This window comes from Euzebya rosea, assembly GCF_003073135.1.
Classification (GTDB): domain Bacteria; phylum Actinomycetota; class Nitriliruptoria; order Euzebyales; family Euzebyaceae; genus Euzebya; species Euzebya rosea.
The window spans coordinates 137,945-152,014 of the sequence record NZ_PGDQ01000005.1 but is presented as its reverse complement, the minus strand read 5'-3'; the positions used below and the strand labels follow the sequence as shown (position 1 = coordinate 152,014).

Sequence of the window (14,070 nt, the reverse complement as noted above, 5' to 3'; positions counted from 1 at the left end):
TGGGGCCCAAGCCTGTGTCTAGCGATGAACCCGAGGGTTCACCAACACCGAGTGGTACTAGACCTCGGTGGTGGTCAGACGGTGCTCGACAGCCAGGGTGCCATCGATGACGACGATGTCGCCCTCGGTGTCACCAGCGGTGATGTCGGCCAGAGCCGCGGTGAAGGTCGGCTCGTCAACCTCTTCGCCGTCGACGAAGTACCGGTCGGCAGGGACGCCGGCGGTGTAGTCGACGACCTCGAGGACCTCGTCGCCCTCGGAGGACAGGACCTCGTAGGTGGTCCCGGCGACGACGCCAACGGGGCCGGCCAGGTCCTGGTCGGAGAGGGTGTAGGTGGCGTCGGTGCCACCAGCAACGTCCTCGGGGGTGTAGGAGACGGCGTCGCCAGCGGAGTACGCAGCGACGAAGTCAGCCTCGGTCGCCAGGATGCCGTTCACGATGAAGCGGTCGTCGACCTGCGGGTCCGGAGCCTCTTCGACACCGGGGTTGGTGGCGATGAAGAAGCCGTCGCCGGGGGTCGCGTCGTCGATGGCCTGACCGGAAACCGTCGTCGGCAGACCGTTGGTCAGCGAGATGGTCTCGGTGTCGTTGGCGCGGCTGTACTCGGCCTGGTCGCCGTCCGACAGGACGTCGGCGAAGTCGGAGTAGTCCGTGATGGGCTCACCGTCGACGTTGATGACCAGGTCACCGGCGTCGAACTTCGCCATGGTGGCGACGAAGGTGTCGTCGTTGGCCGAAGCGAAGTCGTCGCCCAGGTTGCCGATCTGGAAGTACTCGGCACCGGGGGTGTCATCAACGGTGACCACGCCGGCAACGGTGCCGTCGGTGATCATGCAGGTGACGTTGCCCGCAGCGTCCTCGGACTTGTCGAAGGTGTCACCCTCGTTGAGGGCGGCCTCGAACTGCGCAGCGATCACGACGCCGCCGTTGACCTGGAACAGGTCGCACTCAGCGGTGTAGTCGATCGGCGCAGCGGAGATCGTGGCACCGGAGACCGGCTCGATGATCTCGAAGGTGCCCGCAGCGGTGTTGACGTTGCCGACGGTGCCGGTCTCGGCAGCCTCGACGTTGGTCAGGCGGTGGGTGGTGATGTCGTCGGAGTCGTCGTCCGGGGTACCGGCGTCGTCGACCTCGACCTCGATGTAGTCGCCTGCACCGATCTGGCCGGCGAAGACGGCGTAGGTGGCCTGGGTGCCATCGACGAAGAAGACGTTCTGGTCGTCATCGGCGAAGTCCACGGTGACGACGGCGGAGCCGTCCTCGGGCTGGTAGTCGTAGAAGGTCGCACCGTCGGTGTCGATGACCGTGCCAGCGTCAGCGGACGCCTCGGGCTCGGAGTCGAGGGAGACGGTCTCGATGTCCTCGGGGTCGCCACCGGTGGCGGTCACGGTCTGGGCACACGCCGGACCGGAGGTCTTCGGCATGCAGAACACGGAGGTGGTGCCGTCGTTCTGGGCGAACGCGGGGGGAACCGAGCCACTCAGCGGACTCGGGGGAGAGCTCGTCGCCGTTGGAGACGATGACCGCGTAGTTGTTGTTGCCGGCCAGCGCGGAGGTGGCGTAGGCGTCGATGAAGAAGTTGTCAGCGAAGGCATCCACGACGACGACGCCGTCCAGGTCGGACGCGTCCAGGCCACGGGCCTCGTTGATCGCGACGGCGGTGCCGGCGCGGTTGTTGGCTTCCTCGTTCTCGACGCGGTCACCAGCGGTCTGCTCGGCGGGCTCGCCGGTCAGGTAGTCGACGACCTCGGCCGGGACGGCAGCGACGCCACCGATCGGAACGATGGTCTCGTTCTCCGGGTTCACGTCGGTGAAGTACTGGGTGGTGGGGTACTCGGGGGAGAGGACCTCAGCGTCGGAGGGGGCCAGCACGGTGCCGGCGCCGCCCTGCGCGTCCCATGCACCCAGGCCGACAGCGTCAGCGAAGGCGGTCTGGGAGTTGTCCTCGGTGCCGAAGGCGCGGGACAGGTGCGAGGCGGTCTCGTTGAAGTCGTCGCGGTTGGCCTCGGCGTACTCCAGGACCTCGTTGGCCGTGGTGATGCGCTCGTCGCCAGCCAGGCGGGTGACGGTCAGGCCCATGCCCTCGAGGGCGTCAGCGACGTCCTCGGAGATGCGCTCGGTGCCACCGATGATGATGACGTCGGTCGCACCCAGGCGGGTGATCTCGTCGACGTGCGCGTCGACGACGCCCTCGTCGGTGTTGTAGTACAGCAGCGCAGCGTCGTTGGCGAGCACACCGGAGACCAGCGCGTCGGCGCCGTCCTCGGAGGTGGTCAGCAGGACGGTGTCAGCACCGTCCGGGAACGCCTGCTGGCTGGCGAGGATCGAGGTCTGCAGCGCGTCGCTGGCCTCGAAGTCCTCGTTGATGTCAAAGTCGATGTACGTCGCGTCCTGGGCCGAAGCGGCGGTGAGCGGCAGGATTGCCACTACCAGCGCCAGCAGACCGAGGAACGCCACGCGGCGACCAGTCTTGGTGATTGTCATTGGAAAAGGCCTCCTAGAGCCTCGACTTCCTTATTGCGGAACAAGCAGATATTGAGGGTGTCTCACTGCGCACCCGACCCGCGCACCGGTTCTCCGGCTGGGTCATCTGCGGCCCCCATACCTGAGCGTCCCATGGGAACACGTCCCCACCATCGGCTCTCGGTAATCCCGGGGCGCGCCTCGGCTGCGCGCGAGTTCTCTCCATCTGCAGTTGTTTGCTGTGGATCTCCCACCGCGGTTCCCCGTGGCGGTGTCCGGTGCAGTGACGCACCCGACGAGCGATCCGTTACGGGTGAATCGAGATCGAATGCGAACCCGATCACAATCCACGACCGCTGTGGGAGGCTAGTTCCGGTGGGGGGCATACGCAAGCAACGCTGACTCCCGTATGGACAGGTAAATCAGCGTTTCTGCCATGCAACCACTCGCATGTAGTCGACGTCGCGAGGGATCGACAGGCCCCGAACCGACTAGCCCTGCTCGCCCCAAGGGGGCTCCGCCCCCTTTCGAACCCCCGGGCTGACCTCCGGGCCTCGCGAAGGCTCCTGCGTCGCCGGCTCCGATCCTCGGTCAGCCCTTGACCGGGGGAGGGAGAATCCGCAGACCCAAGTCGGTCAGCTGCTCGGTGTCGATGCCGGCGGGGGCCTCGGTCATGGGGTCGCCGCCCGACTGCGTCTTCGGGAACGGGATCACGTCTCGCAGCGAGGTCGCACCGGTCATCAGCATGACGATGCGGTCCAGGCCGAAGGCGATGCCGCCGTGGGGCGGGGCGCCGTAGGACAGGCCACGAAGCAGGAAGCCGAAGCGCTCCTCCGCGTCCTCCCTGGAGATCCCCAGCAGCTCGAAGACCTTCTCCTGCATGGCGCGGTCGTGGATACGCATCGACCCACCACCGAGCTCGGTGCCGTTGAGCGCCAGGTCGTAGGCACGGGCAAGCGCCGGACCGGGGTCGTCGGCGAAGGAGTCTGCCGCCTCTGCCGCCGGGGCGGTGAAGGGGTGGTGCAGCGCGTCCCAGCGCTTGGCGTCCTCGTCCCACTCGAACATCGGCCAGTCGGTGACCCAGACGAAGCGCCACTCCCCCTCCGGCACCATGCCGCGGGCGTGGGCCAGGGCCACGCGGAGCGCACCCATCAGCTCGCGGGCGAACTGCGTCTCACCGGCCCCGAAGAAGATCGCGTCACCCTCCGAGGCGCCGCACGCCTCGAGGATCCCGGCGATCTCGTCCTCGGTCATGAACTTCGACAGCGGCGAGCGAAGCGCGCCGTCGGCCTCCACGACGCCCCACGCCAGGCCCTTGGCCCCACGCTTCTTGGCGAAGTCGATCCAGCCGTCGAACTCCTTGCGGGTCAGCTCGCCCCCACCGGGCAGGCACAGCCCGACCACGGACCCGCCGCCGTCGAGCACACCCTTGAACACGCCCACGCCGGTGTCGGCGAGGACGGCGTCGAGGTCGACCAGCTCCATGGCGTAGCGCAGGTCGGGCTTGTCGGAGCCGAAGCGCCGCATGGCCTCCTCATAGGGCATGCGCGGGAACGGCACCGACAGCTCCTCCCCGAGGACGTCGTGCCACAACTCGACCATCAGCTCCTCGCAGACGCTGTAGATGTCCTCCTCGTCGACGAAGGACGCCTCGACGTCGAGCTGGGTGAACTCGGGCTGGCGGTCGGCGCGCAGGTCCTCGTCACGGAAGCAGCGGGCGATCTGGTAGTACCGCTCGAAGCCGGAGACCATCAGCAGCTGCTTGAACAGCTGCGGCGACTGCGGCAGGGCGTAGAAGGACCGCGGCTGCAGGCGCGAGGGCACGAGGAAGTCGCGGGCCCCCTCCGGGGTGGAGCGGGTGAGGATCGGCGTCTCGATGTCGAGGAAGCCGTGGCGCTCCATGACGCGACGCATGATCGAGGTGACCTGGGCGCGGGCGCGGATGCGGGTGGCCAGCTCGTCACGACGCAGGTCGACGTAGCGGTGGGTCAGGCGCACCCCCTCGTCGGTCTCGATGCCGTCCTCGATGGGGAACGGCGGGGTGTCGGCGGCGCTGAGCACCTCCACGGCCGAGGCGAAGACCTCGACCTCACCGGTGTCGAGCTTCTCGTTGGCCTGCCCCTCGGGGCGGACCCTGACGGTGCCGGTCACGCGGACGACGTACTCGTTGCGGACGTCGTGCACGGCCTGCAGCGCCTCGCCGGCGGTGGGGTCGGCGACGACCTGGCACACCCCGCTGCGGTCACGCAGGTCGAGGAACGCCACGCCCCCGTGATCGCGACGGCGGGCAACCCACCCGGCCAGGACCACCTCCTGCCCGTCGTCGCTGGCGCGGATGGTGCCGGCGCCATGGGATCGCATGCTGCCGTGGGCGTTCATGAGTCGAGGGTCTCCCGGAATGATGGTTGGATGGGCCGGTGACACCGGCGCCGTCGGTCGGGTCGCGACGTGGTCTGGGCGATGAGGCCCGTGCGACGTCACGAACCCGCAACGGTACTGCACACCCGCCAGCCGTCGAGTTGTGCAACGGTACCGGGACCGTCGATAGTGAAAACCCTTCAAGAGAGTTGAACGGAGCGTGCAGTCGTGACCGATGGGTCGTCCGGGGCAAGCGGGCGCGTCGTCGTGCCCGCGTTGTCCGGTGCGGACCTGTCCACCCTGTACGGCCAGGACCTGGTCGGCCTGCTGTGGCTGGGCGCCGACGGCCGCATCGCGCGCCTCAACGACCGGGGTGCTGCGCAGCTCGGCAGCACCGCGCCGCTGCTGGTCGGTACGCCGCTGACCGAGCTGGTCCGCGATCGGGACGCCGAGGCGTTGCAGCAGGCGCTCGACGCCATGGGGGTCGAGCCCAGCCGCACCCTCGTGGTCCACGTCGAGCGTGCGGGGTCCTGGGCGCACGTGGGGATGGCCGTCTGCCGGATCGGTGACCGCGCCGGCGACACCCCGGTCCTCGTGCTGGTCGCCGACCGCGGCCCGAGCCTGGCGCAGGTGGAGGAGGCGCGGCGGCAGACGCGGCTGGACGCCCTCACCCAGCTGCGCAACCGCCCGCTGCTGGTCGGCCTGCTGGAGGACCGGCTGGCCGGGGACGACCGCACCCTCGCCGTCGTCGCGCTCAACGTCGATCGCCTGAAGGCCGTCAACGACGGGCTCGGCCACGCCAGCGGTGACGCGGTCCTCGTGACCGTGGCCGACCGCCTTCAGGCGTTGCTGCGTCCCGAGGACGCCGTGGCACGGGTGGCCGGCGACGACTTCGTGGTGCTCTGCGACGGCGTGTCGACCCGTGCGCATGCGTCCAGCCGGGTCGAGCGGATGCTCGACGCGATCGCCCAACCCATGCAGGTGGAGGGGTTGGACCTGCGGATCACCGCATCGGCCGGCGTGACGCTGGTGGGGCGCCACGACCGGCCGACCGCCGACGAGGTGATCACCCAGGCCAACGACGCGCTGCATGCCGCCAAGCGCCAGGGCCGGGCCCGGTTCCTCGTCCACGACGACGACGTCCGCACGACCGCAACCGACCGGCTGCGCGTGGAGACGTCGTTGCGGACGGCGCTGGCCGAGGAGCGCCTCCGCGTGGCCTACCAGCCCATCCGTGACCTGCGGGCCGGCCGGATCGCCGGCGCCGAGGCCCTGGCCCGGTGGGACGACCCCGACCTCGGCACGGTGACTCCCGAACGGTTCATGCCCGTCGCCCGCGACAGCGGGCTGGTCGAGCCGTTGACGCGCTTCGTCCTCGACCGGGCGGTGGCCGACGCGGCCGGCTGGCGGGCGACGACGGGGGTCGACATCCACGTGGCCGTCAACCTGTCGGCGCAGGACCTGTCACGACGCAACCTGGCCACCGAGATCGCCGCAACGCTGAGCAACGACGGCCTGCCGCCCCGGGCGCTGCGGCTGGAGATCGTGGAGACCATCCTCGTCGAGGCCGACGAGCAGGTCCGCCGCAACCTCAGCGACCTGCGGGACCTCGGTGTGGGCCTGGGCATCGACGACTTCGGGACCGGCTGGTCGTCGATGAGCTACCTCAAGCACCTGCCGATCGACTTCGTCAAGATCGACAAGTCGTTCGTGATGGGCCTGGGCACCGACCGCGAGGACACCGCGATCGTCCGGGCGGTCGTGGGGCTGGCCAAGTCGCTGGACCTGACGGTGGTCGCGGAGGGCATCGAGCACCCGACGCAGATGCGGCTGCTGACCGAGCTCGGCTGTGACCTGGGGCAGGGGTTCCTGATCGGCCACGCCGAACCGGCCGAGGTGCTGGCCGCCAGCCTCGGGGCTGACGGCTGACGGCTGACGATCAGCTGACGGGCGGCGGCGGGTATCCCTGGTCGTCGCCCTGCTGGTCGGACTGGCCCCATCCACCCTGTTCGGGCTGCGACGGCTGACCCCAGCCCTGCTGCGGCTGCGCCGGCGGCTGGCCCCATCCGCCCTGCTGGCCGGGCTGGTCGGGCTGCGCCGGCTGTCCCCAGTCCTGCTGCGGCTGCGCCGGCGCCTGGCCCCACCCGCCCTGCTGGCCGGGCTGGTCGGGCTGGGCCGGCTGGCCCCACTGGGGTGCCTGCGGCTGGCCGTAGGCGTCGGGCTGCTGGCCCCACTGCTGCGGCTGCTGGCCGTAGGGGTCGGGCTGGCCCCACTGCTGCGGCGGCTGGTAGCCACCTGCGGCGAACCCCTGCTGGCCGTATCCGCCGCCACCGAGGTTGGCGTAGCCGGGGCGCGGTTCGGGGCCGGCCGGGCCGAGATAGCGGGCGTCCCCGAAGGCCAGGATCGGCCCGAAGACGAAGGGCAGGAACGCCAGGCCCACGCCGAAGCCGGTGTCCTTCCCGAAGGACTTCGCCAGGTCGATCATCATGATGACGGAGAAGACCAGCGCCGGGATCCATGCGATCAGGTTGAGGATCGGGACGAGCTGGGCGACGAAGAACGCGATCCACCACATTGGGCGGCCGATGATCTGGAGGATCACGACCTGGTTGTAGATCGGGATGATCGCCTTCCAGCCGTCCTCGCCGGCCTTCTCGAAGATCTTCCAGAAGGTGGCGATCATGAAGCCGAGGATCGCCAGGCCGATGACGACGGCGACGATGATGATGCCGGCGGCGGCGGCATCGCTGGACTGGGCCAGGACTGGAGCGTGCATGTGGGTTCCCTCGAGACGGTGGCGCGGGGCTCAGCCCCCGCAACGTGCGTTGAGGATAGGCCCTGCCGTCGGATGAGGTGACCATCCGTGACGAGACCTCACCACTCCGCGAAGGAGGGTCAGCGGTTCCAGTCCTCCGGCGAGGGTGGTCCGTCCTGACCGGGCTGCTGGCCCCAGCCCGCGTCCTGGCCGGGGGGCTGCCCCCACCCCGCGTCCTGGCCCGGCTGCTGGCCCCAGCCCACATCCTGACCCGGCTGCTGACCCCAGCCCGGATCCTGGCTGGGCGGCTGACCCCACCCCGGGGTCTGGCCGTACCCGGCGTCCTGGCCCCAGCCGGGGTCCTGCCCCCAGCCGACACTCGGGGCGGGCGGCGCAGGGGTGCCCCACGCCCCCGGCCCGGGCGGACCCCACTCCGGGACGGGCGGTGCGCCGGTCCCGCCTCGCTGGTACCCCTCGGGTCCTGCCGGCCCCAGGTACCGGGCGTCACCGAACGCCAGGATCGGCAGGAACACGAACGGCAGCAGGGCCAGGCCCACGCCGAAGCCGGTGTCCTTGCCGAAGGACCTCGCGAAGTCCATGCCGACGACGACCGCGAGCGCCACGCCCCCGACGAGCCAGACGAGGGGACCGATGAACGGCAGGATCAGCACGAACGCCCCGACGATCGGGAACAGCGACCAGACCCGCGGCCGACCGGCGATCTCCAGCCCCACGAGGAGGTTGTGGTACGGCAGCAGCGCCTCCCAGCCCTCGTAGCCGGCCTTGGCGAAGACCTTCCACGCCGCCACCACCATCAGGATCGCGACGGCCAGCATCACCAGCCCGAACAGGGCGAACACCACCCCGAGGGCGGCGAAGTCGTCGGAGGACTGGGCGAGGACGACCGGCATCGACGGCGGGGTCATGGACAGCGTGGTCATGGCCTCACCGTAGAAGCGTCAGCGGACGTGGGCCAGCAGCTCGGCCTCGGGGACCAGGGTCTGCTCGCCCGAGCGGAGGTCCTTGACGGTGACGGCCTGCTGGGCGACCTCGTCGGGGCCGAGCACGAGGGCGAAGTCGGCGCCGGCGCGGTCGGCGGCCTTGAACTGGGCGCGAGCCCGTCGTCGGTCGGCGCCGATGTCGGCGGTGATGCCCTCGCGACGCAGCCGGGTGACCAGCGCGAACGCGGCCGGGCGGACGTCGTCGGTGGCCGGGACCACGAAGCAGCGGACCCGCTGTGCGGCGTCGGGGGTGGCGCCGTCGGTGATGGCCAGCAGCGTGCGGTCCACGCCGAGGGCCAGCCCGATGCCGGGGAACCGGTCGGGATAGCCGAGCTGCTCGGCGAGGCCGTCGTAGCGGCCGCCGCCGCCGACGGCGGACTGGGCACCCAGCGTCGACACCTGGTACTCGAAGGTCGTGCGGGTGTAGTAGTCCAGCCCGCGCACCAGGCGGGGGTCCTGGGTGATGGGGATGCCGGCGTCGGCCAGCAGCCCGCAGACCTCCTCGTAGTGGGCCTTGGCGTCGGCGTTGACGTGGTCGCGCAGCAGCGGGGCGGCGTCCATGACCTCGGCCATGCCGGGCGCCTTGGAGTCGAAGGCGCGCAGCGGGTTGATCGCCCGGCGCTCCTCCACCTCCGCCGGCAGGTCGCCGACCCCGTCGAGGTAGGCGTTGAGCACCTCGTGGTAGCCGGGCCGGTCCTCGGGGTCGCCGAGGTTGTTCATCAGCAGGGTGACCTCGCCGCAGCCGGCGGCCTTCAGCGCCTCCCAGCCCAGCAGGACCAACTCGGCGTCGACCATCGGGTCGTCGGTGCCGAGCGCTTCGACGTCCACCTGGGTGAACATGCGCTGGCGGCCCTTCTGGACGTTCTCGGCCCGGAAGCACTCCCCTGCCCAGGAGATCTTCAGCGGCAGCCCGCCTGCCTTGGGCACGCCACCCTCCAGCGCCGCGCGCATGATGCCGGCGGTCGCCTCGGGGCGGAGCGTCAACGACCGGTCACCCCGGTCGGTGAAGGTGTACATCTCCTTGTTGACGATGTCGGTGGAGGCACCGACGCCGCGGGAGAACACCTCGGTGTGCTCGAAGACGGGGGTGCGGATCCGCTGGTAGCCGTAGGTGAGGGCGGTCCGGAGGAACGCCTGCTCGACCGCGTCGAACGCGGCGGCCTCGGGGGGCAGTCGGTCGGGGGCGCCCTTGACGCCGTCGGGGATGCTCACAGTCCACGCCTCTGCTTCATGACCGGTTCCGGGCTGCCCAGATCCGCCATGATCTGGTGCACGAACGGGTTCTGGCGCCGCTCGGCGCCGACGGTGGTCTCGGGGCCGTGGCCCGAGACGATGCGCATGTCGTCGGGCTGGGGCAGGACGACCCGGTGGATGGACCGGGCCTCCTCCTCCCACGACCCGCGCAGGAAGTCGGTACGGCCCACGGACCCGGCGAAGATCAGGTCTCCGGAGATCATGACCGGGGCGTCGCCGAGGTCCTCGGTGATGAAGACCGACGACCCGGGTGTGTGGCCGGGGGTGTGGCGCACGTCGACCTGCATGCCGGCGATGGTCATGGTGTGGTCGTCGCGGAAGGTCTCCAGCCGCTCGTGCGGCGGGTCCCAGACCAGGCCGAACTGGGCCTCGAGGTTGCCCGGCGCCGCGCCGATGCCGGCGCCCGGCTCGTCCCACAGCCAGCGGTCCTCCTCGTGCATGCGCACGCCGACGTCCAGGCTGCGCGCCAGCTCCGGCGCCGACCACAGGTGGTCGAGGTGGGCGTGGGTCAGCAGGATCGCCTCGCAGGTCACCCCGCGGGCGGCGAGGGCCTTGGTGACCGGCCCCTCCCCGTCCTGTCCGGGGTCGACCACGAACGCGGTCCCGCGTTCGGAGTCACCGACGATGTAGCAGTTGGCCTGCCAGATGCCGAGGGTGAGCACGTCGACGAAGGTGGTGTCGGAAGCCATGGGCCCCGCAGGCTACCTGCGGGGCCCCACGTGCACGACCGCTGCCGGGGTGGTCGCCCGTCAGCAGGTGACGCTGGCGTTGCTGACGCCGACGGTGTGGGCGTGACATCCGGGGGAGCCGGCGTAGGCGTAGTTGTCGTTGCCGCCTGACGCATCCGCCGCGTGTGCACCGTTCTCCACGATCGCGGTGTTGCGATCGCCGTCGATCGCCGATGCCGATCCGCTGGCGCTGTCGCGGACCTCCGCGACGTTGTCGTCGCCCTGCGCTGCCTGGGCGTGGGCGTCGGCGCCGCGGGCCAGCGCGGTGTTGCGGTCGCCGGTGAGCGCCCACGCCGTGGCACGCGGGCCGATCGCCCGGGCCAGGTTGTCGGATCCGCCGACGGCCCATGCATCGGCGCTGTCGCCCTCGGCGATGGCGATGCCGGTTCGGTCCGACGAACAGGTGGCTGTGCCGGTGCCCGTCAACAGTGTCCCGTTCACGTGGACGCAGATGTTGGCCTCGGAGACGTCCGGGACCCCGTTGTCGTTGGCGTCGCGCTCGCACACGTCGCCGTCGCTGGAACCGAAGCGGTCGAGCTGATCGGCGTTGGCCACCCCAGGACAGTTGTCATCGCCGTTCGGCACGCCGTCGCCGTCGTCGTCGATCGACGTGGGCTGGCACGCCTCGTCGAGGACCATCGTGGGATCCCCGGGCACCGGGTCGCCCGGCAGCGCGTCCCCGTGGTCGCGGTGTGCCTCGACGGCGTTGCCACGGTCCGACACGCGGATGAGCGTGAAGGCGTCACCGTCGCGGTGGCACACGTCGACCTTGTGGTCCTGCTTCGCCGCCGCAGGGGTCATCGGCAGCAGCAGGACCAGCGCGACCAACAGGAGACTTGATGCGGCCCGGGTGTGATACCCCAGGCGCCGTTCGGACATGACTGCGTTCATTCGACTGCGTCCCTTCGTGTTGGCCGAGTCCGTCTGGGCTCGGTGGCGCGAAGGATGGCAGTCGACCGTTAGCGAACCGTTTGTTCGGGATCGTGGACGACGTGGCTGCGGCGCTACTGGTCCTCGGACACCCGTCCGCCACCGGCGGCGCGAGGGATGACGCGGTAGGCGTCGTAGACGCTCTCCACCCGCTTGACCTGGCGGATGACGTGGTCGAAGTGGGTGATGTCGGCCAGCTCGAAGGTGAACCGCAGCAGGGCGATCCGGTCGCGCTTGGTGGTGACGTTGGCCGACAGGATGTTGACGTGTTCGTCGCCGAGCACGGTGGTGATGTCGCGGAGCAGGTGCTTGCGGTCCAGCGCCTCGACGTCGACGGTCACGCGGAACGTCGCGGGGGTCTGGGTGTTCCAGCGGACCTCGACCAGCCGGTCGTCCTGCGCCCGCAGCGACGCGGCGTTGGGGCAGTCGGTGCGGTGGACGCTGATGCCCCTCCCCCGGGTCACGAAGCCCATGATGTCGTCGCGTGGCACCGGCGTGCAGCAGCGGGCGAGGGTGACCAGCACGTCGTCGATGCCCTCGACGATGACGGCCTCGCTGGACCGCCGGGGAGCTTCCTCGACCACGGCGGGCGCGGAGTAGGCGTCCTCGTCGTCGTCGGCGATCGGCGGTGCCTCCGCCTCCGCCAGCTTCTGCCCGAGCTGCTGGGCGATGGCCTTGGCGGTGATGTGCCCGTCGCCGATGGCCCGGTAGAGGGAGTCGAAGTCGGCGTAGTTGTGGTTCTGCGCGACCTCCATCAGCTCGGGCGAGCGGATCAGCCGCTTCCAGCCCCTTCCGGACTTCGACAGCGCCTTGCGCAGGTCCTCACGACCCCGATCGATCGCGTCCTCGCGCCGTTCGCGGCTGAACCACGCCCGGATCTTGGAGCGGGCCCGGGACGAGCCGACGAACTCCAGCCAGTCACGCGACGGGCCGGAGTCCTTGGACGACGACAGCAGCACCTCGACGGTCTCGCCGTTGCGCAGCTCGTACTCCAGGGGCACGAGGCGGTCGTTCACCCGGGCGCCGATGGTGCGGTGGCCGACCTCGGTGTGGATGGCGTAGGCGAAGTCCACGGGCGTCGACCCACGGGGCAGCTGCCGGATGTCGCCGTCGGGGGTGAAGACGAACACCTCGTCGGCGTACAGGTCGAGGGTGACCCCGCGCATGAACTCGCCCGGTGAGTCGCGGGTGGAGGACTCCATGTCCAGCATGTGCTCCAGCCACTGGGCGTCGCCGCCCCCTTCCCCCGCGGCGCGGTTGGTCTCCTTGTAGCGCCAGTGGGCCGCGACACCGAACTCGGCGGTGCGGTGCATGGAGTGGGTGCGGATCTGCACCTCCATCGTCTTGCCGCCGGGACCGACCACCGTCGTGTGCAACGACTGGTAGAGGTTGAACTTCGGCATGGCGATGTAGTCCTTGAACCGCCCGGGAACCGGGCGCCAGACCGCATGGAGGGTGCCGAGCGCGGCGTAGCAGTCCTTCACGGAGTCCACGATGACCCGGATGCCCACCAGGTCGTAGATCTCGTCGAACTCCTTGCCGCGGACGACCATCTTCTCGTAGATGGACCAGTAGTGCTTCTGCCGGCCGGTGACCTGGGCGCGGATCTTCACGGCCCGCAGCCGCTCGGTGACGTCGGCGAGGACCTGCTGGATGTAGACGTCACGGCCGGGCTGCCGCTCGGCCACCATCGCCTTGATCTCGTCGTACCGCTTGGGATGCATGCACTGGAAGGACCGGTCCTCCAGCTCCCACTTGAACTGCTGCATGCCCAGCCGATGGGCCAGCGGGGCGTAGATGGAGAGGGTCTCGGCGGCCTTCTCCTCCTGCTTGTGCCGCGGCATGTGGTGGATCGTCCGCATGTTGTGCAGGCGGTCGGCCAGCTTGATCAGCAGGACGCGGTAGTCGTCGGCCATCGCCAGCAACATCTTGCGCAGCGACTCGGCCTGCTGTTCCTCCTTGGACTGCACCGCGACGCGCTCGAGCTTGGTGACCCCGTCGACCAGCGCGGCGGCGGCGTCACCGAACTCGTTGCGCAGGTCGTCGAGGGTCCACTCGGTGTCCTCGACCACGTCGTGCAGGAGGGCCGCACACATGGTGGCGGTGTCTGCCCCGAGGTCGGCCAGGATCTCCGCCACCCCGATCGGGTGGATGATGTAGGGCTCGCCGGACTTGCGCTTCTGCCCCGAGTGGGCGGCGTCGGCGACCTCGTAGGCCCTCAGGATCAGCTTGAGGTCGACCCTCGAGGAGGACCGCTTGAGCGCCTGGACCAGCGGCTGGACCGGCTCGGGGATCTGTGTGCCCAGGTCGCCGAACGGCAGGCGGGCGAGCACGGCGCGGACCCCCGACTGGCGACGGGCGGCGCGGGATCCCTGCGGGATGTCACCGGCGGGGACGGGCAACGCCCCGCCGTCGGCGGTCACGTCCGGACTGGCTGCCTCGTCCGTAGGTGCGTCGGCGGGGGGATGCACGGGGTCGGCCGGCGGTGTCGGCGCGCCCTCCAGCGTCTCGGGGGACCGGGTGTCGGTGGCCCCGGAGGTCGGTCGCTGGTCAGCGGTCGTGGCGTTGCCTCCTGACGGT

At 70.3% G+C, this 14,070-nt stretch carries 10 protein-coding genes; 1 reads left to right on the top strand and 9 read right to left on the bottom strand.

The window, feature by feature from the left end; translation table 11 throughout:
* Positions 1-57: 57 nt before the first annotated feature.
* The 3 genes from CUC05_RS07875 to aspS all read right to left on the bottom strand — a co-directional run bounded on the left by CUC05_RS07875 (position 58) and on the right by aspS (position 4,825).
* The gene (locus tag CUC05_RS07875; protein ID WP_157965336.1) at positions 58-1,425 is read right to left on the bottom strand and encodes a hypothetical protein; all 1,368 of its coding nucleotides are present in this window, start codon (positions 1,423-1,425) and stop codon (positions 58-60) included.
* Entirely contained in the window at positions 1,316-2,485 is a 1,170-nt protein-coding gene (locus CUC05_RS07870; RefSeq protein WP_108665537.1) for a cell wall-binding repeat-containing protein, read from the bottom strand. The genes CUC05_RS07875 and CUC05_RS07870 overlap by 110 nt, the downstream gene beginning before the upstream one ends.
* Positions 2,486-3,055: 570 nt before the next feature.
* On the bottom strand, positions 3,056-4,825 hold the full coding sequence (aspS, locus tag CUC05_RS07865; protein ID WP_108665771.1) for an aspartate--tRNA ligase: 1,770 nt from the start codon (positions 4,823-4,825) through the stop codon (positions 3,056-3,058).
* A 225-nt stretch (positions 4,826-5,050) separates the two neighbouring features.
* Here aspS and CUC05_RS07860 point away from each other — a divergent pair, with 225 nt between their 5' ends.
* Positions 5,051-6,751 (top strand): putative bifunctional diguanylate cyclase/phosphodiesterase, encoded by a 1,701-nt coding sequence (locus CUC05_RS07860; protein WP_157965335.1) that lies wholly within the window; start codon positions 5,051-5,053, stop codon positions 6,749-6,751.
* A gap of 10 nt (positions 6,752-6,761) precedes the next feature.
* Here CUC05_RS07860 and CUC05_RS25300 read toward each other — a convergent pair whose 3' ends face one another.
* From CUC05_RS25300 to CUC05_RS07830, 6 genes are all read right to left on the bottom strand, one after another.
* Positions 6,762-7,598, bottom strand: coding sequence for a DUF5684 domain-containing protein (locus tag CUC05_RS25300; protein WP_205712207.1), 837 nt, complete (start codon positions 7,596-7,598; stop codon positions 6,762-6,764).
* Between the two features lie 119 nt (positions 7,599-7,717).
* Positions 7,718-8,518, bottom strand: a complete 801-nt coding sequence (locus tag CUC05_RS25295; RefSeq protein ID WP_205712206.1) for a DUF5684 domain-containing protein — start codon at positions 8,516-8,518, stop codon at positions 7,718-7,720.
* 18 nt (positions 8,519-8,536) lie between these two features.
* Positions 8,537-9,790: a histidine--tRNA ligase gene (hisS, locus tag CUC05_RS07845; protein WP_108665535.1), complete on the bottom strand. Its 1,254-nt coding sequence runs from the start codon at positions 9,788-9,790 to the stop codon at positions 8,537-8,539.
* Positions 9,787-10,521 carry an MBL fold metallo-hydrolase gene (locus tag CUC05_RS07840; RefSeq protein WP_108665534.1) on the bottom strand — a complete coding sequence of 245 codons (735 nt, stop codon included), beginning with the start codon at positions 10,519-10,521 and terminating at the stop codon, positions 9,787-9,789. Before CUC05_RS07840 ends, hisS begins: the two co-directional genes overlap by 4 nt.
* A gap of 60 nt (positions 10,522-10,581) precedes the next feature.
* Entirely contained in the window at positions 10,582-11,451 is an 870-nt protein-coding gene (locus tag CUC05_RS07835) for a hypothetical protein (protein ID WP_108665533.1), read from the bottom strand.
* Between the two features lie 113 nt (positions 11,452-11,564).
* The gene (locus CUC05_RS07830) at positions 11,565-13,913 is read right to left on the bottom strand and encodes a RelA/SpoT family protein (protein WP_205712205.1); all 2,349 of its coding nucleotides are present in this window, start codon (positions 13,911-13,913) and stop codon (positions 11,565-11,567) included.
* Positions 13,914-14,070 lie beyond the last annotated feature (157 nt).